The organism is Mucilaginibacter ximonensis (assembly GCF_042686265.1).
GTDB classification, from domain to species: domain Bacteria; phylum Bacteroidota; class Bacteroidia; order Sphingobacteriales; family Sphingobacteriaceae; genus Mucilaginibacter; species Mucilaginibacter ximonensis.
The window spans coordinates 324457-347568 of sequence record NZ_JBHUPD010000004.1 but is presented as its reverse complement, the minus strand read 5'-3'; the positions used below and the strand labels follow the sequence as shown (position 1 = coordinate 347568).

Here is a 23112-nt window from a genome sequence, read left to right as displayed (position 1 = left end):
AGCCGTAATGCAACGCGAACAACTTTCTGTTTTTGATATGTTTAAAATTGGCATCGGCCCGTCAAGCTCACATACGCTTGGCCCGTGGCGTGCCGCCCAGCAATTTGTTCAGGTTCTGGAAGCTCAGGGCCTGCTGCCGCTGGTAACCCAAGTGAAAATTTTACTATATGGCTCTCTTGCCAAAACAGGTCACGGTCATGGTACCGACATTGCGGTTATATTAGGTCTAAGCGGCGATGACCCCGTAACTTTTGCTGTAGATAACGTTGTTCCGAAAATCAATCAGATTCGCGAAAGCCATAAACTGACGCTTGGCGGCAAGCAGGAGATTAATTTTACAATTGATGCCGATTTACTCTTCTTATATAACGAAAGTTTACCTTTCCACCCCAACGCGGTTACTTTCCAGGCACTTCTAACTACAGGCAAAGCACTTTCAGAAACTTATTACTCTATAGGTGGCGGGTTTGTGGTTCAGGAAGGAGGGGCGGGGCAACAAAAAACAGAAGTCGACCTACCGTTCCCGATTGACACAGCCGGCGACTTGTTGCATTGGTGCCTTAAAACCGGACTGAAAGTATCAGAAGTTGTTGCCGAGAATGAGCAGGCCTGGCGCAGCGAACAGGATACCCGAGCCGGGGTATTGAACATATATCATACCATGGCTGAATGCATGTATCGTGGCAGTCATGAAAAGGGAATTTTACCCGGCGGACTGAACGTAGCTCGTCGCGCCGCCAATCTGAACAAGCGACTCATTGGCAATAACACCTATAGTAACTACAACGAGTGGATAGAAGCTATTCGCAAAACCGGCAATGGCTTTCAGAATATATTAGATTGGGTTAGTTGTTTTGCGCTCGCTGTAAACGAAGAAAACGCTTCTTTTGGCCGTGTGGTAACTGCACCAACTAATGGCGCTGCAGGGGTTATCCCGGCAGTGCTGCAATATTTTATTGTTTTTTGCGACGGCTTTAGTGATAAACGCATCATCCAGTTTTTGATGACGGCTTCTGAAATTGGTTGTATCTTCAAAAAAGGAGCAACAATATCAGCCGCTATGGGTGGGTGCCAGGCCGAGATAGGCGTGTCGTCGGCGATGGCTGCAGCGGCGCTTACAGAATGCCTGGGCGGCTCGCAGCGACAGGTTTTAATGGCGGCGGAGATAGCGATGGAGCATCACCTGGGCCTAACCTGCGACCCGATAGGCGGACTGGTGCAGGTGCCGTGTATAGAGCGTAATACCATGGGTGCCATCAAAGCCATCACAGCATCACAATTGGCCCTGCAAACCAACCCCGATAAAGCTAAAGTAAGTTTGGACGCGGTGGTCATCACGATGTGGCAAACCGCGCAGGACATGAACTCCAAATATAAAGAAACTGCCGATGGGGGCCTGGCAATTAATATCCCGTTGAGTTTGCCCGAGTGTTAGCGGCTACCGCTTAAATAGCCGAATGTCAAATACAAACGGGTCAATACTTTTTATTTTGACCTTGCCAAAATCAGGGTGTCGCGGATTGACAAGGTAGTTAAAGTCGCCGGGTACGCTAGCTGCCGGTACCTGCATGATCAAATGTTCGGCTTTTCGCAAAAAATCATCACCAATAAGTTGTGTGCCCTTGGTAAATGGATTGCTGTTCCAATTGTTTGGTAAATCGCCGGGCAGTAATTGCAGAATGTTTTTTTCAGGAATTTCGAGTGCAGCTATGAAAAAGTTAACCGGAATAATGCCCAGGGGTACGTGCACCGCAACCTCAACCATGGCCAGCGCACGTGAGGCTGCCGTATATAAAACCGGGCGACCCTTACTGTTCCAGCGCCCGCCCGTCTTTTCGGCTCCATAACCAGACAGATCGTGTATAAATGTTTGCCTGGCCAGTCTGTAAACAATCATGCAAAAATGCCGTGTTCAATACGCCCCAGTTCGTCGTAAATGGCGTTAATGCCAAATGCGGTATCTAAAAGCTGCTTTGGTTTTACATTGCCTAAAGGCAGGCTAATGGTATCCATCCAGGTGTAAAAGTTTTCGGCTACGCCAAAAACAGCAATGCCCTTTTTGTAAAGCAACTCAATTTGTAATATGCGCTCAGAATATAAGGGATCAAAAGATTTATTCTCCTTTTTGTAACGCTGTATAGTGCGTTCAGAAAGGTGCAGGTATGACGACCACTCTTCCATACCCAGATGTATCTGGTTTGAAAGTTTGGTAAAGTAAGGGTAAGACACGCCCTCTCTAACCATATTGGTTAAATCAAAAGTGTCGTCGTCAACAAATTTATATGGTTTTGACTTGCTCATTGTTTGCCTCTTTTTACGTCAAATGTCATCAAATTTACGACACTTGTCAAAAATAAACAAATTTTTTACCAATAAGTTTCTTGAATCAGCGTGTGTTATAATTTACTTCGCTGAGAAAAGGTAGATTACGCGCCGTGTATTAATCGCCCGAAGCGATTTTTTCTGTTAAGGCCGAAATACAACACTAATAAAATGTACAAATTTTAGGCTGATAACTCCATCCCGAATAGTGCAGCAATATGCTCCTGAAGCTTCTGCTGTACTTGTTTGATGTCAACCTCATAACCCAGTTCGGCTTTCATAGAGGTTACAGCCTTATCTTCAATGCCACAGGGGATGATGTTTTGAAAATAAGAAAGATCATTATTGACGTTAAACGCCAGCCCGTGCATAGTAACCCAGCGGCTGCAGCGTACACCCATCGCGCTGATCTTCCGGGCGCGATTATTATCGGGGTCAAGCCAAACGCCCGTATAGCCCGGATAACGAGATGCCATTATGCCATAATCAGCCAAAGTGAGTATTACGGCTTCTTCAAGCGTGCGTAAGTATAAGTGAATATCGGTAAAGAAATTATCCAGATCCAGGATAGGGTAACTCACAATTTGCCCCGGCCCGTGATAAGTAATATCGCCACCACGATTGATATGGTAATAAGTAGCGTGTTTTTCTTCAAGACCTTGTTCGTCCAACAGTAAATGTTCGGGCTTGCCGCTGTTGCCCAGCGTATACACGTGCGGGTGTTCGCAAAAAACCAGATAGTTGGGTGTAATGATCTCTTCTGGCTGTTCGTCGCCCGCAGCTAATGCCAACTCGCGATTGCGGATTTCCATTTTGAGCGCTATGGTAGCGTTAAACAACTCTTCCTGTTTAGCCCAGGCCTCCTTGTAATCAATCAACCCCCAATCCTGTACCGTTACCTTTGTGTTTTTCATGATATCATCCCTTCACATAGCCAATCATATAGCCATCGTACTGCAAATATCCAACGGTGTAATCAATTTTGATATCACCCTTGGTTAAAATGGCATTGGCCTGACCCTCGCCCGTAAACGAAAACGGCTTCAGCGCAATATCGTCCATAAAAGAAACCTCCTTTTGGCCGTAGCACTTATAAATAGCCTCTTTAGCGCACCAGCAGGCATACAGGTGGTCTATTTTTTTATTTGGATCGATAAACTTCAATTCAGCTGCCGACAAAAATCGCGGAGCAATACGTTCTACTTTCTCTTTTACCTGCTCAATGTCAATACCGACCGGGCTTTTACGGCTTATCATTACCGCAGCATAATCAAATGAATGGCTTAGCGAAATATGGTAGGGAAGCGATACCAGGTAGGGTTTTCCATGCTCATCAACCTTGCAGTCAATATATTCGTTCGTATCCAGCATAGTGCGTAGTAATACACGCGTCCCCAACCAGTGCAGATGGCGCTTACCGTTGCTGATGTTTTCGACAAAAGCCTTTTCCTGATCGTTGAGCTGCAACTGATTATACAGATCTTCGGCCTGTTCCTCTATCTGCCAGAGCGCAAATTCTGTATCATCGTCAACCCGTTGTCGGTAAGCTATAGCCATGTGTTAAAATTGCAAAAAAGCATGACAAACATAGAGCAAATAATTCTAATTTTACCCAAAATACTTCCCTCATTTATGATACTGTCTGATAAGCGCATTCTTGAAGAAATTGACAAAGGTAATATCATTATTGAACCATTTATAAGAGAGTGTCTGGGTACCAACTCATACGACGTACATTTGGGTAAATATCTTGCCACCTATAAAAACCGCGTTCTTGACGCCAAGGTGCATAACGAGATTGAAAATTTTGAGATCCCGAAGGAGGGCTTTGTATTGCAACCTAATACTTTATACCTCGGAGTAACTGTTGAGTACACCGAAACACACAGGCATGTGCCATTTTTAGAAGGAAAATCAAGCACGGGCCGTTTAGGTATTGATATTCACGCCACTGCGGGTAAAGGCGACGTTGGTTTCTCAAACACCTGGACATTGGAAATATCATGCGCACAGCCTGTTCGGATTTATCCTGGAATGCCTATCGGTCAACTAATTTATTTTGTGGTTGAGGGCGATATTGAAACTACTTACAACATCAAAGGTAACGCCAAATACAATAACAAAACTACCCGCCCGGTTGAGAGCATGATGTGGAAGAACAAGTTTTAAGAAGTCCTTAACTTATACTTGTAATGTACCTATATGTCATTTCGACCAACGGGAGAAATCTTATACATTTTGCTAAGCCGCTCGTTTAAGATTTCTCGCTTCGCTCGAAATGACATAAGGGCTAATTGAATTAGTTTGCCAAAGTATATTTAGCCCAGAAGTCAACACCTTTCGGCCCTGAGCCCTGGCTACCGGGGCTGGCGCCAAAACTACCGCGGCCACCACCCATACCGCCCCCGCCACCATGACGGCCGCCACCCATACCTCCGCCGCCACCCATTCCACCGCGACTACCACCCATACCGCCGCCACGGCCACCGCGACCGCTGCTTGCCTGATCTTTGTCATCGCCATCAATCGGTTTTTTAGCCGCTGGTTCTGGTCGGTTTAGTTTGATATTAAAGGCCCACTCGGTTTTGGGGTTGATGTCGGCATGAAACATCTTTAGCGGGATCTGCTCCTCATAAATTAGGTCACCATGCTGGTCGTAATTTACGGCCACTCTTATACCATACAGGTTTTCCTGTGTAAATACATCCACCTCAACATCTTTAAAACCTTCAGCCTGTATGCGTTTTAGTTTAAGCTCGGTAACCTCTTGTTTCTTTTCCTCATCAGTAGGGCTGAAAGAAAGGGCAGGCTCTCCCTCCGGATAAGGGAATAAAACGGAGTATGATGTTTTTTTATGCCCTTTGGTATCAATGCCCAGGGTAAGCCCGCCGGTAAAGATGGCGTGTTGCTGTGCCGGATCACCGGTTTTTACAACCAGATACAGGTTTTCTTTATCGTTAGCCAGCGTATAGTGCAGGCCGGTCTCGGGGTTGGTAAAACTCAAAGAGTCGCCCCATTCAGACGCGATACCATCTATCTTGACATTAGCCGGAGCCGGTTTTAAACTGTTGATTTGGGCAAAGCTGCCGGATTCTGAAAATGATAGCGCGACCGCCAAACCGAGCGCCACGGAATAAATGCTTTTCATGTATAGGTGTTGTAAAACAAAACATAAACAACATTTTAGCGCATTTATTGCGGTTTTTGGTTAATTTTGTGGCCGCTCATGATGTCGACTACAGAAACACAAGAACAGACCTTTACGCTCGAGGAGTTGCTGGCGGGATTTAAAGAAATGCATCGCCTTATTTTATGGAACGATGACTTTAATACTTTTGATCATGTCATAGATTGCATGATGAAATACCTGGACTATTCTGAGGCCCAGGCCGAGCGTATAGCCTGGAAAGTGCACAATGAAGGCAAATGCGCCATCCTGGAAGGTTCATTTACCGAGGTGGAGGTTTACCGCAAAATATTACAGCAAGAAGGCCTGACGGTGAGTGTAGAGTAAGGGGTAAAGATTGGTTATTAAAGATTGAAGATTAGAGTTTTGCAGCTCTTTTAAAATATAAAAGGCTCCGTGATTATCACGGAGCCTTCTTTTATCCTTAATGGTGAAGATCAAACCAATCTTTAATCTTTAATAACTAATCTTTAGTCAACCAAATAATTCCACCCATGTGTATCAGGCGCATTGCCATAACGGATAGCATCCAAAGCTTTCAGGGCTTTTTGAGAGAATTCGCGGGTCTCTGGTGCAGGTAAAAAATATTCTTCGCCATTGGCATAGATAGAACCTACAGGAGCGATAGTTGCGGCAGTACCGGCACCAAAGGCATCAGTTAGCTTGCCGTTTTTAGCGGTTTCAATCAATTCATCTACAGAAACCTTACGCACCTCAACCGGTACGCCAAAATCATGCGCCAGTTGAATCACGGTATCGCGGGTTACACCGTCAAGGATGGTATCCAAAGCAGGCGGAGTTACCAGTTTACCGTCAATCACGAACATCGCGTTAGCGGCGCCCATTTCTTCAATGTATCTGTGCTCCTTAGCATCAGTCCAAATTAGTTGGTCAAAACCTTCCTCGGTAGCTTTTTTAGCCGGGTACATTGAACCGCCGTAGTTACCCGATGATTTTGCATAACCCATACCGCCTTCGGCAGAGCGGGTATAGTGTGTTTCGATTTTAACACGCAGCGGTTTGGTAAAGTAAGGGCCAACCGGGCACAGTAAAACCATGTATTTGTAGGTTTTTGATGGCGCCACGCCCAGGTACTGGTCGGTAGCGAACATGAACGGGCGAATGTATAATGAGTGACCAGGTGCGCCCGGTATCCAGTCGCGGTCAATATCTACAATCGCAGCCAGGCTTTGCAGGAAAACGTCTTCAGGAATTGTCGGCATGCACAAACGTTCGGCCGATTTATTGAAACGGGCCGCATTTTTATCCGGGCGGAAGATAGAAACCTTGCCGTCGGCATGTTTGTAAGCCTTTATGCCTTCAAAAAACGATTGGCCATAGTGTAAAGCAGAAATACCAGGGCTGACCGTAATTTCGCCATAAGGAACAATTTGAAAATTTTTCCATTCGCCGTCGCTGTAGTCAGCAACCAGCATGTGGTCAGAAAATGTGCGTCCAAAAACCAGGTTGTTGAAGTCGGTTTCTGTTAAACGCGACTTGTTAGTTCTGGTGATTTTGATGTCCAGGGTATCAGTCATTGCTTTACGTATTTGTTTAGTTACAGGACGTGCAATTTACCTAATTTACAGCGTGTTTAGCAAAAGGAAAATAAAATTTGTTATGCATGCATTGTATTTCATTGCATAGCGGTGACATAAACGCGCTAAAAGGAAGTGAAATATCAGGTAAGATTGAGGTTTAGATAATAAGTACTGCCTACGGGCAAAATGGCGCCGTTAACCGTAATCTGGTGGCGCTCAATCTTGTCTATTTTATCAATAGCTGCTATAAATGAACGGTGAGTGCGTACAAATTTATCAATAGGCAGCAGGTGCTCAACCTCAGTAATGGTCATGCGCGACAGATGTGATTTATCCTTCAAAACAAAGTTCACGTAATTGCCTGTAGCTTCAAGGTAGCAAATGTCATTAAAGTTTACGCGTACCTGATCGTACCCGGTTTTCAGAAACAGGTAATCCTTTTTATTGGCAGCGCCGCGAAGGTTTATGATCTCGTTAGCTTTGTTACAAGCTTTCAAAAAGCGGGCAAATGAGAATGGTTTCAGCAGGTAATCCATAGCATCCAGTTCAAAACTTTCAACAGCGTGCTCAGAGTAAGCCGTGGTAAAAATTACCAAAGGTTTTTTGCCCAGGCTATTCAGTAATTCTATACCGCTGATATCGGGCATTTTAATATCCAGAAACAGCAGATCGACCGGTTGTTTTTGTAAATAGATTATTGCCTCAAAAGCATTGGTAAAGCAAGCCAGCAAATCAATGTACGGTACCTTCCCGGCGTGCGATCGCACAACTTCCAGCGCAAGTGGTTCGTCATCAATGGCTATGGCGGTGAGCATTTTTATTTTTTTATGCCGGCTAGCTGTTTGTTAATAGCAGCAAGGCGCTGGCTGTTAGGGAATTTGCGTTTATAGCTCTTTACTAATTCATTAATCAAGTCTTTATTACCACCTTTAACGGCGCTGTTAATAATTTTGTAACCCAATTGCTCAACAACCGCATTGGGCAAAAACCTGGAAGCAGTAAGCCAGTTAATGTATAGTTGCCCGTATTTGCCGCTAAGTGCATTAAACTCTGCCACAGTGATGTTATAATCAGGCATCAACTGGCCGGGTTTAATATTTTGCGATTTAACTTTTATGGATGCCCTGGTTTGTTTGTACCATAAATAGCAATGCGCAAACAGGTAATATTGCGGCCCTGCCGGCATGATAGTAGGATTAGGGTCGGCTTGATCGAAGGCGCTTATAACCAGGTTAATCATTTTTTGCTGATCGGGGCCACCGAATAAAACCAGTTCATAAAGATTATTGTACACGGCGCTTTTAATTTCGCCGATGATTAGTTTTTCAGTTTTTGGGCTGATGGGCGACTGATTGACCAGCGTTATCTTCCTGTCGCGCGCAGCGTAATATGGTTTTATCAAGTTGTTATTCAGCTCGGCCGGGCTTTGTTTTCCGTAAGGATAATCATCTTTCAAAAAGAAGGGATATTCCTCTATGTTTACTTTTTGCAGCAAACTATTTTCGGCCAGGGCCGTCCCGTTTTTGAGCGCGAAGCTTTTGTCGGTTTCGCTTAATTCAACTTTCAGACTTTTACCGGCATCTAATAATATCAAATGAAACGTTTGCTGAAAAATAAGATCTGCAAACTTTTGATTTTTGACCGGAAGATCAATAGAAAAAGAGCCGTCCTTTTTTACCGGTATTTTAATAGAGTTTGCCTCGTCAAAACCATATACCACAGGTATATTGATCTTTAGCTCGGCATTGCCGGTATAATGCTGAATTTTGCCGCTAAGTTTAAACTGTGCAAACAGGTTAAAACTAATGCTGACAAGAATTAAAAGGATGGAAAGCTTTTTCATTTACCGTTGAGATAATTATTCAATGATAGCGATTTCTCCCGTCAGGTTAATTACCAGATGAACAAAAAACTCTTTCATACTTTCGTGGATCACCAATTCGTGCTCGCCGGCATATAACAGATTAAGCCGTTGTGCTACGTTGTCCAGACCTATGCCATGGTTATTACTTTCAGGATCGTTTTCTTTTTTGGCATGGGTGCCATTGTAAACGTCAAAATATAACTTATTACCCTCGGTATGCAGGCTGATCTTGATATACGATGGTTCCTGCAAACTAATGCCGTGTTTAAAGGCATTCTCTACAAACGGTATCAGCAGCATGGGGGCTATCAACAGGTAATTGTGCTGCTCTTCAATATTCAGTTCAATTACAATATCTGGCGATGTCTGCACGCGCAGCTTTTGCAGTTCGACATAATTGGTCAGGTATTCCACCTCGCGCGTAAGTGGAATTTTATCCTGCATGTTTTCCTGTAGCATAAAGCGCATCATGTCGCCCAACTTCTGTATACCTTCAGATGTGCGGGGGGCTTCCTCCTGCAAAGCTGTGCCGTAAAGCGTATTTAACACATTGAACAAGAAGTGGGGATTGATTTGTGAGCGAAGAAAGCCAAGATCGGCAGTTGATTTACCCAAGTCGGTTTTTAGCTTATATACTGATTGGCGATTACTGTATACGATCCACGTTGCAGGAGCTACCATAAAAAAAGCCAGCAAAAAGAAGATGAGGTATAAAAGCATCCATACAAAAGGTGTTTGGGCCCGAAACATTAGGCAGTATATAGAAATCAAAGCAACATTTATACATGAGCCACTTACAATATACCGCGAAAAATAACGCCAGTAGCCTTCTCCTTTTCCAAGCAGATCTGGAATAGCTTTAGTCGAAAAATAGGTGTAAAGGGGAATGAAGGGCAAAACATCAATAATCCATATCAGGTAATAGTCGTCTTTGCCTAGCGCGGTAAATAACCAGAATACCAATAACCAGATCACAGATAATATGATGCCATCTGTTAACGCTGAATTGAAAGTTGTTCTTCCAAAATCAATTTTCTGTTCCATTACTCAAAGTTTAGTATACTGCAAACCTAAAAGCTATCGCGCAGCAACTCAAACAATTGGGACGAAACCGCACAACGATGTGACGGAATAGCCTGAAGAAGAAAAAGAAGGATCGAATCACTCGATAATAGCCAGCATTTGCTTCAGTTCGTCAACCTTCTCGCTCGAGCCAAGGTGCTCGTAAGAGCTGATGAGATTGCGCAGTACACGACGAATAATATCAGTATTTGAACAAGGCTCGTAGAATTGCTTGTCGAAGCTCAGGTTCAGCTGTTTCAGGAACATATCAACATCCCTGCGGCCAAAAATGAAACCTTTGTTAAAAGCGTTAATGTAAAAAAGTATACCGCTTTCAAACTCGCTCTCCTTGCTTTCGTCAAGGTATGCCAGTATAAAATGCTGCGGTAGGTTTACGCCGTGCACCGGTATATCCAGTTTTTGAGCTATGATGGAATAGATAATAGCCAGTAAGATCTGGTTGCCCTTTTTGGTTTCCATCACCTGGCTCAGGTAACTGTTTTGCGGGTCTTGATGATTAGTAGTATTGCCGCTAAAGCCATACATGTGGTAAAACACATGATTAATGAGCTTAACCTGTTCAACCGGGCTGGCTTCATTATTCATCTGTATCCATATGTCGCGTTTAATGGCTTCAAGCTGATTAATGATTTTTTGCTCGTCCAAATCAGGATACTGATAACGGTTAACGATCAGGATACCCTGTAACAGATCAAAAGCGCCGCCCTGGTACCATAGTTTCAGGTCGTTTTTAACAATACCGAACTGAATTTCATGTACCAAATTGGCAATTCGCTCCTGCTGAATGCTATCAAAGGCCTCACCAAAGGCAGTTTCCAGATGTTCAATAGCTTCGCTGCCATACGACAACAATTTGTCATGAACATGGTTATATATCTCCGGATCGGGGTCGTCCAGAAGGCGTATTAATGAATTTACTTCGGTTATATTAATCATTAGTACAGCTAAAATACGAACGTTTATATAATTTTACAACCATGTTTAATTTGAGGTTCGCTAAGGACTACCTACGCTATCGCTTAAAAGCAAAAACCAGGCATGGCCTGCACTCTCCGTTTGTTTACAGGTTGGTTGATGAAGTTATATACGATTTCCATGCCAAAAAAGTATATGCTGATATCGAGACTATCAGGCGAGGATTGTTAAATGACACCCGCACGATAACCGTTACCGATCTGGGTGCCGGTTCGCATTTCAACAACAATAAACAAAAGCGAATAGCCGACATTGCCAAAAATGCATTGAAGCCACCAAAACTGGCTCAACTTATTTATCGCCTGGTGGCCGATTTGCAGCCAAAGAGTATTATTGAGCTGGGTACCTGCCTGGGTACAACCAGTATTTACCTGCAAAAAGCTGCGCCGAAAGCACATGTATACACTTTTGAAGGTTGCCCGCAAACGGCTAAAGTAGCTGCCGAAAGCTTTGACAAAGCAGATGAAAAAGACATCGAACTCATCGTTGGGAACTTTGACGATACATTGAAGGGCGTAATTGATAATCTCGACCAGATTGACTTTATGTTTGTTGATGGCAATCATCAAAAAGACGCTACCCTAAAATACTTTGAATGGGCCTTGCCCAAAGCTCATGAAAATACCCTGTTAATATTCGACGACATTTACTGGAGCGAAGGCATGAAAGAAGCCTGGGCGCAGATCAAAGCGCATCCTAAAGTAACAGCAACTGTCGATTTGTTTTGGATTGGGCTGGTTTACTTTAGAAAAGGACAGGTGAAAGAGGATTTTATGATTAAGATTTAATGTGCAAATGTGCGGATATGCAGATGTGCAAATAATAATAATTTGTCATTTCGAACGTAGGGAGAAATCTATACACAAGCTAAGCAAAGTTACTGCCATGTATAGATTTCTCGCTATGCTCTACATGGCGTCTTAATCTCTTTGCATATCCGCACATCTACATATCTGCATATCCGCACATCTACTAAAACGCTTCTCCCAATCCCATATAAAACCCGCTTTCACGCTGTTCGCCAAATGGTTTTTGGCCTATGCCGTAGTCGGCGCGAATGCTCAGGCCTTTTTCTACATCGAAGAAATAGCGTAAACCACCGCCGTAGTTAGGTTTAAGCGCCTGGAAGGTAAATGACTTATGAAACACCTCGCCGGTACCCAAAAAACCAACAACGCCAATGCGTTCGTTAAGCCGGTATCTTAGCTCTGTTTGCCCGGCTATAAAGTTACGATCGCGGTAGCGACCGCCGTAATAGCCGCGCATCATTTCGTCGCTACCCATCTGCGGCAGCAAATAAAAAGGAGAGCGTGCGCCGGTAAGGCTTTGTTCCTGCACGTCGAACCCTAAAACAAAACGCTTGCTTAGTTGCTGAAATGCGGTATACTCTACATTTAAAAAACCACCCTGGTAGTTGTTATTACCAAATACACCCTGCAGTAGCTGGTAATAAGCATTAAGCATCATGCCTTTGGTGGTGTAAGTGTTGTTATTGCGCGTGTCAAAAATAAAGCTGGGGCCCAGGTATAAATAGGTGCCGCCGGCTCGGTCTTGCACTTGCGAGCTATAGTAAATACTCGTCAGGTTGTTGCTGTCGAAATTGTATTTATAGCCACCGCCCACCAATCCTATATAAATATTTTTAGTCACCAGTTTTTGGGCCTCGAGCATTAAACGGTAACGCTTTTGGCCAACATTCACGCCATCGGCCTTGGCGGTGTTGTTGCCTATGCCATAAAAGGTAAAGGGGAAATCCATCCGGCCGATAGAAGCCGAATAATGATACTTGTTTTGCGGCGACCAGTAGGTTGTACTTAAACTTAAACGGTTCTGACCCTTGGTGGTGACGGTGGCGTAACCATATATGTTAGATACCCGGGTGTCATGATGGAGGGTGTCTGAATAAAAAGAGTACAACGCCGCGCCGCCAGCTTCAATGCCCGTTTCAGGCGCCGATGATAATACAGGCAACACCACGAAGCTGCTGTGTTTGCTGGTATCTTTTTCAAAATACATTTTGCGGATAAACTTAGGGATGATCTTTTGAGCTTCGGCCGGACGAGCGTTTGCCATAATGCCGGTGATAGCCAATAAAGCGATAAGTTTTTTCATGTAGCGTTGCGGGTCCTAAGATAGAGCTTACCCTACATATAATAACAGACATCATCAAGATTTATTTGGGTCGATATGCGGCAGGATAGAAGACAGCTGCTATCACATTTGAAATTTAAAATCGGGGTAACGCTAAAATGTCTACTTTTGCGCAATATTTATAACAATAAAAAAATGAGCACAACTAAAGGACCCGTATCTCAGTTTATTGAAAAAAATTACCTGCATTTTAACGCTGCAGCGTTAATGGATGCCGCTAAGGGCTACGAGACCCACTTACTGGAAGGTGGTAAAATGATGGTAACCTTAGCCGGTGCTATGAGTACCGCCGAGTTGGGTATTTCGCTGGCCGAGATGATCCGTCAGGATAAAATAGCTATAATTTCATGTACAGGTGCAAACCTTGAAGAAGATATTATGAACCTGGTAGCGCACTCGCACTACAAACGTGTGCCTAACTACCGCGATCTGAGTCCGCAGGATGAATGGGATCTGTTAGAGAACCATTACAACCGCGTTACCGATACCTGTATCCCTGAGGAAGAAGCTTTCCGTCGTTTGCAAAAACATATTCATAAAATATGGAGCGAGGCCGATCAGTCGGGTGAGCGCTATTTCCCGCACGAATACATGTATAAAATGTTACTGAGCGGTGATTTGGAACAATACTATGAGATAGACCCGAAAAACTCTTGGATGCTGGCCGCTGCCGAAAAGAACCTGCCAATTGTAGTGCCGGGTTGGGAAGACTCAACTATGGGTAACATCTTTGCCTCGTATGTTATTAAAGGCGAGATCAAAGCTTCAACCATGAAGAGTGGTATCGAGTATATGGCCTGGCTGGCCGACTGGTACGTTAAAAACTCGTCAGGCAAGGGGATAGGTTTCTTCCAGATTGGTGGCGGTATTGCGGGCGATTTCCCGATATGCGTGGTGCCGATGTTATACCAGGATATGGAAATGCCTGAAATACCGTTCTGGAGCTATTTCTGCCAGATATCTGATTCAACAACATCATACGGTTCGTACTCAGGAGCGGTACCAAATGAAAAGATTACCTGGGGTAAACTGGATATCCATACGCCTAAGTTTATTGTAGAAAGCGACGCGACTATTGTGGCTCCGCTGATCTTCGCCTGGTTGCTGGGACAATAAACTACGAGCTTGAAATATAATGAAAAGGTCCTTCCGAGCGGAAGGACCTTTTTTGTTAGTAAGAAATTTAAATAGTTTGTCATACGGGCATCGCGAAGAATCTTATAGCCACACTTATAGCTTATACAAGATCGTTCGCGATGCTCCGCGACAGGTATGTTATTTATTTCGATCGATAGACAGGAGTATGTCAGCAGACAGCATTTTCGTTTTCCGGCTAAATTAATGTTGCAACACAGGAAATGTTTAGTGTCACGGCGTCGGCGAGTGACGATGGTCACAAATAAGGGATCTGTTTGGCAGCTTTCGGGGTAATAATGATGAAAATTTTCGATATTATTTTCTCAATCGTCATCAACCAAACCATCATCAAAAAAACACCTAATTAATTGCTTATAAATGGGTTATAAAAAATGCTTTTACTGTGTAAATAGTACCCGTCATATAGATTATTTAGAATAATTATAAATTAGTGTTTACTGTCATTTATTTGTCAGCGATTATTTAATAAATTATACTTTTGTGGCTGAAAATTCCGAGAAAAGCTAAGGCCGAACCTCTGTTTCACACACTTTACAAATAAATATTTAGCATTAATACAACTTTATGAGAAGCATCTCATTGATTTTTAAACAATTCTCGAAGACAGTTTTGCTGCTTGCCTGTTTTACTGTTTGGGGAGTTTCTGCTAAGGCACAAGGCGACGCTACGAAAGGCGAAGCAACATTCAAGTCTGCTGGTTGTACGTCTTGTCACAAGATAGACACGCGGATGACAGGCCCTGCTTTGGGCCCGGTCATATCATCAGATACTGATGACAAATGGTTAGCCAGCTGGATTCACGACAGCCAGGCTCTTGTTAAAGCTGGTGATAAAAAAGCGGTTGATATTTTCAATCAATTCGGTCAAACCCCGATGCCTGCTTTCCCGCAACTTTCAGACGGCGATGTCTCTGACATATTAGCTTATGTTCGTGCCGATTGGAAAAAGATCCAGGAAGATCAGAAAAAAGCAGGCCCGGCTGCCGGCGCTGTGACTGAAGACAAAGGCCCGAGCAACCTTGCCGTTTACGCCCTTATTGGTGTAATCATTATCGCACTGGTTGTTATTCTGGTACTGAACAAGGTTGTAGCTACTTTAGAGCGCCTTTTGGAAGGTAAAAGATTATTGCCTGTTGAAGAAGAAGCGGTTGCTGAAGAATCTGCTGACAAATACGCGCTGTTAAAGCGAATCATAAAAAATAAGAAACTTGTTTTCTTTATCCTGTTCTGCGGTACTGTTGCCATGAGCAGCTGGACCTGGGTTATTTTGTGGGACACTCACGTACCACAAGGATATCAGCCGGTACAACCTATTAAGTTCCCTCACGATTTGCACGCTGGTGTGATGCAAATCCAGTGTCAATATTGCCACACAGGTGCTTACAAATCTAAAAACGCTTCAATTCCGTCATTAAACGTTTGTATGAACTGCCACAAGGTTGTTAAAACCGAGTCGCCAGAGATTCACAAAATTTATGATGCATTGGGTTATGATCCGGCTACGCAGAAATATGACAGCCTTAAAGCTCGTCCTATTCAGTGGATCCGCATTCACAACCTGCCAGACTTTGCTTACTTCAACCACTCTCAACACGTAAAAGTTGGTGGTATTAAATGTCAGCAATGCCACGGCCCGGTTGAAACCATGAAAGAGGTTTACCAATACTCGCCATTGACAATGAAATGGTGTATACAGTGCCACAAACGCACAGATATTAATATGAAAGGCAACGCTTACTACGAGAACATGATTGCTGTTCACGACCTGATTAAAAAAGGTGTGAAAGTAACTCCTGCTCAATTGGGTGGTATCGAGTGCGGCAAATGTCACTATTAATAATAACAGAACTTAGCATTACAGTTTATACTATAGCTTAAATGGATAGCAATAAAAAATACTGGAAAGGTTTAGAAGAGCTAAACAAAACACCAGAATTTGTTGAGAAAAATAAACATGAATTCGCGGAACCAGTTCCAATCGAAGATGTTTTGAGTGGAGAAGGTTTATTAGGAAAAACTCCTCGCCGCGACTTTTTGAAGGCAGTAGGTTTTGGTGTAGGCGCGGTTACTTTGGCAGCATGTCAGAGAGCTCCTATTCACAAATCAATCCCTTACCTGATCAAGCCTGAAGAGGTTACTCCGGGTGTCGCTAACTATTACTCATCAACTTATGAAGGTAGCGCAATTTTGGTTAAAACCCGTGAAGGGCGCCCTATTAAAGTTGAGGGTAACCCTAACGACCTTTTAGCTAAAGGCGGTTTGAGCGCGCAGGCACAAGCATCAGTATTAGACCTGTACGACGTAAGCCGCGTGCAATCTCCATTAGTTAATGGCGAGGGCCATGCCTGGAGTGAAGTTGACGACTATGTTAAACTGGAGCTTGCAAAAATTAAAGATGCAGGCAAAAAGGTTGTTATCGTATCATCAACTATCAGCAGCCCGTCTACATTAGCTGTAATTGCTGATTTTATTACAGAATATCCAACCGCTAAACACGTACAGTACGATGCGGTTTCTTATACGGGTATTATCCAGGCTAACCAAAACAGCTTTGGTAAAGCGGTATTGCCTCACTACAATTTTGACAAGGCCGACGTTATTGTAAGCTTTGCTGCTGATTTCCTGGGAACCTGGATCTCTGGCGAAGAGTTTACACGTCAGTACGTATCAAACCGTAACAACAAGTCGCTGCAGGCTAAAAAGATGTCTCGCCACATCCAGTTTGAAACTGGTATGAGCCTGACCGGTACCAACGCCGATACACGCATTGCATTAAAACCATCTGAAGAAGGTGTTGCTTTAATGAATCTGTACAATGCTATCACCGGTACTACTTTACCAGGTAGCAAGAAATTGGCTGATAATGCTACTAATAATGCCATAACACTTGCTGCTAAAGAATTGGTGGCTGCAAAAGGTAAAGCATTGGTTGTTGCCGGCTCAAATGATGTTGCTATTCAGGTATTGGTTAATGCCATTAACGCTGCTTTAGGTAGCTACGGTACTACTATTGACTTGGATAACAACTCAAACCAATACAAAGGCAATGACGCCGATTTCGCTGAGTTTGTAAACGAAGCCAAACAAGGTCAGATTGCTGCTGTGATGTTCCTGGATGCTAATCCGGTTTATGATTACTATAACACCAAGGAGTTAACTGATGCATTAGCAAAAGTTCCACTGAAAATATCTTTCAACCCTAGCCTTGACGAAACTGCTGCTTTATGTACGGTAGTTGCGCCAAACCACCATTACTTAGAGTCATGGGGTGATGACAGCGCTATTGCCGGTTACTACACCGTAATGCAGCCAACCATTAACCCGGTTTACAACACCCGTCAGGCCGAAGAAAGTTTAATGATATGGAGCAACAGTGCTACCAAAACTTATTATGATTATGTAAGAGCTAAATGGGACGCTAATATCCTTCCGTTAGGTGGCTTATCTGGTCAAAAAGGTTGGGAAACTGTATTGCAAACCGGTTTTGTGCACGCAGCACCAAAACCAGCAGGCACTTACGCATTTAGTAAAGATTTGAATGCGGTTGCTCAAACTATCCTTACTCAAAGTGCACAGCAAACTGCCGGCGACGGTGCTTACGAGCTGCACTTATACCAAAGCTCTGCATTGCGCAGTGGTAAACAAGCAAACAACCCTTGGTTACAAGAGTTGCCTGACCCGGTATCAAAAGTTACCTGGGACAACTTTGCTGCCATGTCATTGACAGACCTGAAAGCATTGAACCTGCAAGAAGGTGACGTGATTACTATCGACGCTAATGGAACCAGCATTGCTTTACCGGTGTTATTACAACCTGGCCAGGCAAAAGGTACCATCTCTGTAGCTGTTGGTTATGGCCGTACCAAAGGTGGTAAGGTAATTGAATCGGGCGTTGGTAAAAATGCTTACCCGCTGCATACTTTCCGTAATGGCACTATACAAACTACAGCTGTTGCCAAAGTTTCTCCAACCGGCGATCAGATTATACTGGCTCAGACACAAACTCACCACTCATACGAAGGACGTAACGTTATCCGCGAAGCTACTTTTACTGAATACAAAAAGAACGCTTATGTAAACAGCGGTAAAGACGGCGAGCACAAAGACTACAAATCATTGTGGGAAAACTATGACCGTCCAACCTTTAACTGGGTTATGGCTATCGACTTAAATGCTTGTACCGGTTGTGGTGCCTGCGTGGTAGCTTGTAATGCTGAAAACAACGTTCCGGTTGTTGGTCGTGACGAGGTTCGCCGTCGTCGTGAGATGCACTGGATACGTATTGACCGTTACTACACCTTTAACGAGGATGGTAAAGGCGTAACTGAGGAGCACGAGATCGATCAGTTGAAAAACATCGACAATGTATCGGTTACTCACCAGCCAATGCTTTGCCAGCACTGCGATCATGCACCTTGCGAAACTGTATGCCCGGTACTGGCTACCGTTCACTCTTCAGAAGGTTTGAACCACATGGCTTATAACCGTTGTGTAGGTACACGTTACTGCGCTAACAACTGTCCGTTCAAAGTGCGTCGTTTCAACTGGTTCAACTACTGGAACGATTCACGTTTTGAAAACTATCTTCAAGAACAACACACACAATTGGTACTGAACCCGGACGTAACCACCCGTTTCCGTGGTGTTATGGAAAAATGTACCATGTGTATTCAACGTATACAAGCAGGTAAACTGCAAGCTAAAATGGAAAAACGTTCTGTAAAAGACGGTGATATTAAAATGGCTTGTCAGCAAACCTGCTCTGCAAATGCTATCATTTTCGGTAATGGTAATGATCCTGAATCAGAAGTATCAAAAGCATTACGCAGCGAGAGAACCTACTACGTACTTGAAGAATTGAACGTACAGCCAGGTATTGGTTACCAGGTTAAGGTTAGAAACACAACTGAATTAGAAGCTTAATCTTTACAATAGCTATAATATGGCATCTCATAAAGAATCAATAATAAGGGAACCATTAGTTACCGGCGAGAATATTACCTATGCCAAGGTAACTGATGATATATTAAATCCCGTTGAAAATAAACCAAACAAAGCCTGGTGGATTGGCTTTACCGTATCATCGTTAGGCGCTTTGCTGTGGGTGTTTGCAGTAAGCTGGACCTTCTGGTATGGTATCGGGTCTTGGGGCTTGAATAAAACAGTAGGCTGGGCCTGGGACATTACCGGTTTCGTGTGGTGGGTAGGTATTGGTCACGCCGGTACGTTGATCTCTGCGGTATTGTTACTGTTCCGCCAAAAATGGCGTAACTCAATTAACCGTTCTGCCGAGGCGATGACCATTTTCGCGGTAATTTGCGCCGCTACTTACGTAGTATCTCACATGGGTCGTCCATGGATGGCGCTTTACTGTTTACCATTGCCTAACCAATATGGCTCACTTTGGGTTAACTTTAACTCACCATTGATCTGGGACGTATTTGCGATCTCGACATACTTCTCTGTATCATTAGTATTCTGGTACACTGGTTTGTTGCCAGATATTGCAACTATCCGCGACCGTGGTACAGGCTGGTACCGCCGTATCTATTCTGTCCTTTCATTCGGATGGACCGGATCGGTAAAAACCTGGCAACGTTTTGAAACCGTGTCATTGATTTTGGCAGGTGTTTCAACTCCGCTGGTACTTTCCGTACACACTATCGTATCTATGGACTTCGCGACTTCGTTAGAGCCGGGATGGCATACTACCATCTTCCCTCCATACTTCGTTGCTGGTGCGATTTTCTCTGGTTTCGCGATGGTACAAACACTATTGTTAGTAACCCGTAAGGTATTAGGCTTAGAGAACTACATCACCATGTTCCACATCGAATCAATGAACAAGATCATTCTTGTTACAGGTTCGGTAGTAGGTGTGGCTTATATCACTGAGTTCTTCATTGCTTACTACTCAGGTGGTGAATATGAGCAATATACTTTCTTAAACCGTTTCATCGGTCCGTACTGGTGGGCTGCATGTATGATGTACGGTTGTAACGTATTGATGACCCAGGTAATGTGGTTCAAACGTGTACGTACCAATATCACTATGTCATGGGTACTGTCAATCATTGTAAACATCGGTATGTGGTTTGAGCGTTTCGTGATTATCGTGGTATCGCTTCACCGCGATTTCATTCCGTCAAGCTGGGCTATGTTTTACCCAACCTGGGTTGACGTATCGGTGTTTATCGGTTCAATAGGCGTATTCTTTACCTTGTTCTTATTATTTATCCGCGTGTTACCATCAATAGCGATGGCTGAGGTTAAACTGTTACTTAAAGATCAGAGCGAAGAATACAAATTGAAACAAATTAAAGACGGTCACCTGGATCCTGAGCAAGTAGAATTCTACAAAAACTCATTGAAGAAATTTGACAGCGTTGATATATCAGTTTACGAAAACGCATAACCAAAGACTATGAGCAGCACTAAATTTATATTAGGCCTTTTTGACGATCCGGATGTAATGATGCACGGTATCGACAAATTACAGAAAAATAGCGTCCCTATTTATGATGTATATACACCAATGCCCATTCACGGCATTGAGGCAAAGTTGGGTATAAAAGATTCACGTTTAGGTTACGCAGCGTTTTTGTTTGGCTGTTTAGGCGGTACAACCATATTTAGCCTTGTATGCTACTTCCTGGTATACGACTGGCCAATGAACATTGGCGGTAAGCCTCACTTTGCCGTTCCGGATTTTATCCCGGTAACATTTGAGTGGTCGGTATTATTCGCGTCATTTGGTATGGCTTTTACCTTTTTCTACTCTACGCACCTTTTCCCGGGCCGCGCACCAAGAGTAATGGACCTGCGTGCTACAAACGACCGTTTTGTAATAGCTATTGACGCTAAAACAGACGTACCGCACGATGATATCACTAATATCCTGAAAGAAGCAGGAGCAGTTGAAATTAAGCATAACGACAGAAAATATGTTAGCTATGAATAAATATAAAGTATTGGGTATTGCAGTTGTTACTGTTGTTACGGCTATTGTAGCATCGTCATGCAAGAATAAAAGAAGTCCCGGATGGGAATATGCTCCCAATATGTATGAGAAGATAGCCTTTGATCCGGATCAAGCTAATCCGAATTTTAAGGACGGTAAAACGGCACAATTGCCACCGGCAGGTACGACGCCTGTTGGTTTTACAAGATTTGATTATCCAAAAACAATGGATGGCTATAACCAGGCCAGCATTGAGGTTAAAAGTATATTGGCTCCAACCGCAAAAAACATGGAAGAGGGTAAAGCATTGTTTATGACTTTCTGCTCGCCGTGCCATGGTAAAACCGGTGAAGGTGATGGTATTGTAACCACGCACGGTTTCCCGCCGCCGCCATCATACTCTAAAGGACAGTCATCACGCGGTGGTGCAATGAAAGACTTAACCGATGGTAAAATATACCACACCATTACTTATGGCTTAAATGCGATGGGTTCATACGCATCACAACTTAACCCTGAGGAAAGATGGAAAGTAGTACTGTATGTTCACCATTTACAAACTTTATAAGAATTGAATTTAATGGAAACTCATAATACTATAAACGAACAATACGAATTTGGCGGCAAGCTAAAAACCTACAGCCTTATAGCTATAGTTATAGGTGTTATAGGAGCTATAGTTGGCTTTATAATGGGGCCGGAGCGCGAATTTGCTAACCTGCTGTTAAACGGGTACTATTTTGCCTGCGTTTGTATAGCCGGTATATTTTTCTGCGCTGTACAATATGCTGCACAGGCTGGTTGGTCTGCCTCGTTATTACGCGTACCTCAGGCTTTTGCCAGAGTGTTACCTTATGCCGCTGTTATATTAGTGGTAGTTGTAGCCGCAGGTATTTTTATGCACCAGCCGGTTACTACCGAAGAGGGCGGACACGCTATTACCGGTACTTACCTGTACAAAGAGTGGGCTCCTAAAGCTATCACTACTCCGGGTAACGAAGCTTATAACAAAGTTATCGTTGGTAAATCTGGTTACCTGAACATTCCTTTCTTCTTTTTACGTTTAGCATTTTACCTGGTAGCATACAGCATTTTAGGCTTGATGCTGGTAAAATACTCAAACAACGAAGACGAGTTAGGCGGTATGTTTAACTACAAAAAGAGCTTTAACATAGCCTGTGCTTTCTTAGCAATATTCGGTTTTACCGTTCCATTGTTTGCTTTCGACGTGATCATGTCGTTAGACGCACACTATTTCTCAACCATGTTTGGCTGGTACAACTTTGCTGCCCTTTGGGTAAGCGGTTTATCAGTGATCACTTTGGTAACTATCACTTTGCGCAGACAAGGTTATATGCAGTGGATCACTTCAGACCACCTGCATAACTTGGGCCAATTGATGTTTGGTTTCTCTATCTTCTGGACTTACCTGTGGTTTGCTCAATTCTTGCTAACCTACTATGCTAACATTCCTGAAGAAGCTGCTTACTTCTACAAAAGATGGGAGCCTGAGTTCCAGCCTTGGTTCTGGTTAAACATTGTGGTTAACTTTTTAACACCATTCCTGGTATTGATGTCCCGCGACTCAAAACGCCACGAAAGTGTTTTAAGAGCAGCTTGTATCATTATTATCCTGGGTCACTGGCTTGATTACTATATCATGATTATGCCAGGTACAGTAGGCCCTAAAGGCAGAGGCTTTTTTATACAAGAGATATTTACTTTCGTAGGATTTGCCGGCTTATTTACCTTCCTGGTATTTAACGCACTGAGCAAGTTTAAATCAATGGTGCCTAAAAACCACCCGTTCCTGCAAGAGAGTTTACATCACCATATATAATATTAAATTTGCAACTCAATTCAGAATACCA

General features: G+C 43.5%; 22 protein-coding genes. 11 read left to right on the top strand and 11 right to left on the bottom strand.

Translation table 11 applies throughout. The annotated features are described in order from the left end of the window. Window positions 1–7: 7 nt before the first annotated feature. Window positions 8–1435 (top strand): L-serine ammonia-lyase, encoded by a 1428-nt coding sequence (locus tag ACFS5N_RS18625; protein ID WP_377189309.1) that lies wholly within the window; start codon window positions 8–10, stop codon window positions 1433–1435. Between the two features lie 3 nt (window positions 1436–1438). Here the strand turns inward: ACFS5N_RS18625 and ACFS5N_RS18620 are convergent, their stop codons facing one another. The 4 genes from ACFS5N_RS18620 to ACFS5N_RS18605 form a co-directional block, all read right to left on the bottom strand. Next, window positions 1439–1897 carry an RES family NAD+ phosphorylase gene (locus ACFS5N_RS18620; protein ID WP_377189306.1) on the bottom strand — a complete coding sequence of 153 codons (459 nt, stop codon included), beginning with the start codon at window positions 1895–1897 and terminating at the stop codon, window positions 1439–1441. Continuing rightward, complete coding sequence (gene parS, locus ACFS5N_RS18615) at window positions 1894–2301, bottom strand: type II RES/Xre toxin-antitoxin system antitoxin (protein ID WP_377189303.1); 408 nt, start codon at window positions 2299–2301, stop codon at window positions 1894–1896. The genes ACFS5N_RS18620 and parS overlap by 4 nt, the downstream gene beginning before the upstream one ends. Window positions 2302–2504: 203 nt before the next feature. After that, entirely contained in the window at window positions 2505–3236 is a 732-nt protein-coding gene (gene lipB, locus ACFS5N_RS18610; protein WP_377189300.1) for a lipoyl(octanoyl) transferase LipB, read from the bottom strand. 4 nt (window positions 3237–3240) lie between these two features. Further along, window positions 3241–3879, bottom strand: coding sequence for a 4'-phosphopantetheinyl transferase family protein (locus tag ACFS5N_RS18605; RefSeq protein WP_377189297.1), 639 nt, complete (start codon window positions 3877–3879; stop codon window positions 3241–3243). 75 nt (window positions 3880–3954) lie between these two features. Between ACFS5N_RS18605 and dcd the strand changes: the two genes are divergently transcribed. Further along, the gene (dcd, locus tag ACFS5N_RS18600; protein WP_377189895.1) at window positions 3955–4491 is read left to right on the top strand and encodes a dCTP deaminase; all 537 of its coding nucleotides are present in this window, start codon (window positions 3955–3957) and stop codon (window positions 4489–4491) included. Window positions 4492–4621: 130 nt separating this feature from the next. On the opposite strand, the gene ACFS5N_RS18595 is transcribed toward dcd, so the two are convergent. Then, a complete protein-coding gene (locus tag ACFS5N_RS18595; protein ID WP_377189294.1) occupies window positions 4622–5470 on the bottom strand; it encodes a hypothetical protein in 849 nt (282 codons plus the stop codon). Window positions 5471–5551: 81 nt separating this feature from the next. Here ACFS5N_RS18595 and ACFS5N_RS18590 point away from each other — a divergent pair, with 81 nt between their 5' ends. Beyond that, on the top strand, window positions 5552–5836 hold the full coding sequence (locus ACFS5N_RS18590) for an ATP-dependent Clp protease adaptor ClpS (protein WP_377189892.1): 285 nt from the start codon (window positions 5552–5554) through the stop codon (window positions 5834–5836). A 143-nt stretch (window positions 5837–5979) separates the two neighbouring features. Here ACFS5N_RS18590 and ACFS5N_RS18585 read toward each other — a convergent pair whose 3' ends face one another. The 5 genes from ACFS5N_RS18585 to ACFS5N_RS18565 form a co-directional block, all read right to left on the bottom strand. Next, on the bottom strand, window positions 5980–7047 hold the full coding sequence (locus tag ACFS5N_RS18585; protein ID WP_377189291.1) for a branched-chain amino acid aminotransferase: 1068 nt from the start codon (window positions 7045–7047) through the stop codon (window positions 5980–5982). 143 nt (window positions 7048–7190) lie between these two features. Continuing rightward, window positions 7191–7865: a LytR/AlgR family response regulator transcription factor gene (locus ACFS5N_RS18580; protein WP_377189288.1), complete on the bottom strand. Its 675-nt coding sequence runs from the start codon at window positions 7863–7865 to the stop codon at window positions 7191–7193. A 2-nt stretch (window positions 7866–7867) separates the two neighbouring features. Then, window positions 7868–8893 carry a hypothetical protein gene (locus tag ACFS5N_RS18575; RefSeq protein WP_377189285.1) on the bottom strand — a complete coding sequence of 342 codons (1026 nt, stop codon included), beginning with the start codon at window positions 8891–8893 and terminating at the stop codon, window positions 7868–7870. A 15-nt stretch (window positions 8894–8908) separates the two neighbouring features. Then, window positions 8909–9958, bottom strand: coding sequence for a sensor histidine kinase (locus ACFS5N_RS18570; RefSeq protein ID WP_377189282.1), 1050 nt, complete (start codon window positions 9956–9958; stop codon window positions 8909–8911). A 117-nt stretch (window positions 9959–10075) separates the two neighbouring features. Further along, window positions 10076–10933 carry a transglutaminase-like domain-containing protein gene (locus ACFS5N_RS18565; RefSeq protein ID WP_377189279.1) on the bottom strand — a complete coding sequence of 286 codons (858 nt, stop codon included), beginning with the start codon at window positions 10931–10933 and terminating at the stop codon, window positions 10076–10078. Between the two features lie 41 nt (window positions 10934–10974). Between ACFS5N_RS18565 and ACFS5N_RS18560 the strand changes: the two genes are divergently transcribed. Further along, complete coding sequence (locus ACFS5N_RS18560; RefSeq protein WP_377189276.1) at window positions 10975–11760, top strand: O-methyltransferase; 786 nt, start codon at window positions 10975–10977, stop codon at window positions 11758–11760. 184 nt (window positions 11761–11944) lie between these two features. Here the strand turns inward: ACFS5N_RS18560 and ACFS5N_RS18555 are convergent, their stop codons facing one another. Beyond that, window positions 11945–13084, bottom strand: coding sequence for a polymerase (locus ACFS5N_RS18555; protein WP_377189273.1), 1140 nt, complete (start codon window positions 13082–13084; stop codon window positions 11945–11947). 174 nt (window positions 13085–13258) lie between these two features. On the opposite strand from ACFS5N_RS18555, the gene ACFS5N_RS18550 reads away from it, so the two are divergent. The 7 genes from ACFS5N_RS18550 (at window position 13259) to ACFS5N_RS18520 (ending at window position 23081) form a co-directional block, all read left to right on the top strand. Beyond that, on the top strand, window positions 13259–14239 hold the full coding sequence (locus ACFS5N_RS18550) for a deoxyhypusine synthase family protein (protein ID WP_377189270.1): 981 nt from the start codon (window positions 13259–13261) through the stop codon (window positions 14237–14239). A 606-nt stretch (window positions 14240–14845) separates the two neighbouring features. After that, window positions 14846–16117: a cytochrome c3 family protein gene (locus ACFS5N_RS18545; RefSeq protein ID WP_377189267.1), complete on the top strand. Its 1272-nt coding sequence runs from the start codon at window positions 14846–14848 to the stop codon at window positions 16115–16117. Between the two features lie 41 nt (window positions 16118–16158). Beyond that, entirely contained in the window at window positions 16159–19203 is a 3045-nt protein-coding gene (locus ACFS5N_RS18540) for a TAT-variant-translocated molybdopterin oxidoreductase (protein ID WP_377189264.1), read from the top strand. Window positions 19204–19222: 19 nt separating this feature from the next. Further along, entirely contained in the window at window positions 19223–20695 is a 1473-nt protein-coding gene (nrfD, locus tag ACFS5N_RS18535) for an NrfD/PsrC family molybdoenzyme membrane anchor subunit (protein WP_377189261.1), read from the top strand. Between the two features lie 9 nt (window positions 20696–20704). Further along, window positions 20705–21241: a DUF3341 domain-containing protein gene (locus ACFS5N_RS18530; protein WP_377189258.1), complete on the top strand. Its 537-nt coding sequence runs from the start codon at window positions 20705–20707 to the stop codon at window positions 21239–21241. Next, complete coding sequence (locus tag ACFS5N_RS18525) at window positions 21234–21809, top strand: c-type cytochrome (protein WP_377189255.1); 576 nt, start codon at window positions 21234–21236, stop codon at window positions 21807–21809. Before ACFS5N_RS18530 ends, ACFS5N_RS18525 begins: the two co-directional genes overlap by 8 nt. Before the next feature lie 12 nt (window positions 21810–21821). After that, a complete protein-coding gene (locus ACFS5N_RS18520) occupies window positions 21822–23081 on the top strand; it encodes a quinol:cytochrome C oxidoreductase (RefSeq protein WP_377189252.1) in 1260 nt (419 codons plus the stop codon). Window positions 23082–23112: the final 31 nt, after the last annotated feature.

What these genes read in the sequence shown, in the direction of transcription:
- ACFS5N_RS18625 (WP_377189309.1), top strand. Translation starts at nt 8, where the DNA reads ATGCAACGCGAACAACTTTCTGTTTTTGATATGTTTAAAATTGGCATC.
- ACFS5N_RS18525 (WP_377189255.1), top strand. Translation starts at nt 21,234, where the DNA reads ATGAATAAATATAAAGTATTGGGTATTGCAGTTGTTACTGTTGTTACG.
- ACFS5N_RS18590 (WP_377189892.1), top strand. Translation starts at nt 5,552, where the DNA reads ATGTCGACTACAGAAACACAAGAACAGACCTTTACGCTCGAGGAGTTG.
- ACFS5N_RS18550 (WP_377189270.1), top strand. Translation starts at nt 13,259, where the DNA reads ATGAGCACAACTAAAGGACCCGTATCTCAGTTTATTGAAAAAAATTAC.
- ACFS5N_RS18575 (WP_377189285.1), bottom strand. Translation starts at nt 8,893, where the DNA reads ATGAAAAAGCTTTCCATCCTTTTAATTCTTGTCAGCATTAGTTTTAAC.
- lipB (WP_377189300.1), bottom strand. Translation starts at nt 3,236, where the DNA reads ATGAAAAACACAAAGGTAACGGTACAGGATTGGGGGTTGATTGATTAC.
- ACFS5N_RS18570 (WP_377189282.1), bottom strand. Translation starts at nt 9,958, where the DNA reads ATGGAACAGAAAATTGATTTTGGAAGAACAACTTTCAATTCAGCGTTA.
- ACFS5N_RS18520 (WP_377189252.1), top strand. Translation starts at nt 21,822, where the DNA reads ATGGAAACTCATAATACTATAAACGAACAATACGAATTTGGCGGCAAG.
- ACFS5N_RS18565 (WP_377189279.1), bottom strand. Translation starts at nt 10,933, where the DNA reads ATGATTAATATAACCGAAGTAAATTCATTAATACGCCTTCTGGACGAC.
- ACFS5N_RS18580 (WP_377189288.1), bottom strand. Translation starts at nt 7,865, where the DNA reads ATGCTCACCGCCATAGCCATTGATGACGAACCACTTGCGCTGGAAGTT.
- ACFS5N_RS18620 (WP_377189306.1), bottom strand. Translation starts at nt 1,897, where the DNA reads ATGATTGTTTACAGACTGGCCAGGCAAACATTTATACACGATCTGTCT.
- ACFS5N_RS18540 (WP_377189264.1), top strand. Translation starts at nt 16,159, where the DNA reads ATGGATAGCAATAAAAAATACTGGAAAGGTTTAGAAGAGCTAAACAAA.
- ACFS5N_RS18560 (WP_377189276.1), top strand. Translation starts at nt 10,975, where the DNA reads ATGTTTAATTTGAGGTTCGCTAAGGACTACCTACGCTATCGCTTAAAA.
- ACFS5N_RS18530 (WP_377189258.1), top strand. Translation starts at nt 20,705, where the DNA reads ATGAGCAGCACTAAATTTATATTAGGCCTTTTTGACGATCCGGATGTA.
- ACFS5N_RS18595 (WP_377189294.1), bottom strand. Translation starts at nt 5,470, where the DNA reads ATGAAAAGCATTTATTCCGTGGCGCTCGGTTTGGCGGTCGCGCTATCA.
- parS (WP_377189303.1), bottom strand. Translation starts at nt 2,301, where the DNA reads ATGAGCAAGTCAAAACCATATAAATTTGTTGACGACGACACTTTTGAT.
- ACFS5N_RS18545 (WP_377189267.1), top strand. Translation starts at nt 14,846, where the DNA reads ATGAGAAGCATCTCATTGATTTTTAAACAATTCTCGAAGACAGTTTTG.
- dcd (WP_377189895.1), top strand. Translation starts at nt 3,955, where the DNA reads ATGATACTGTCTGATAAGCGCATTCTTGAAGAAATTGACAAAGGTAAT.
- ACFS5N_RS18555 (WP_377189273.1), bottom strand. Translation starts at nt 13,084, where the DNA reads ATGAAAAAACTTATCGCTTTATTGGCTATCACCGGCATTATGGCAAAC.
- nrfD (WP_377189261.1), top strand. Translation starts at nt 19,223, where the DNA reads ATGGCATCTCATAAAGAATCAATAATAAGGGAACCATTAGTTACCGGC.
- ACFS5N_RS18605 (WP_377189297.1), bottom strand. Translation starts at nt 3,879, where the DNA reads ATGGCTATAGCTTACCGACAACGGGTTGACGATGATACAGAATTTGCG.
- ACFS5N_RS18585 (WP_377189291.1), bottom strand. Translation starts at nt 7,047, where the DNA reads ATGACTGATACCCTGGACATCAAAATCACCAGAACTAACAAGTCGCGT.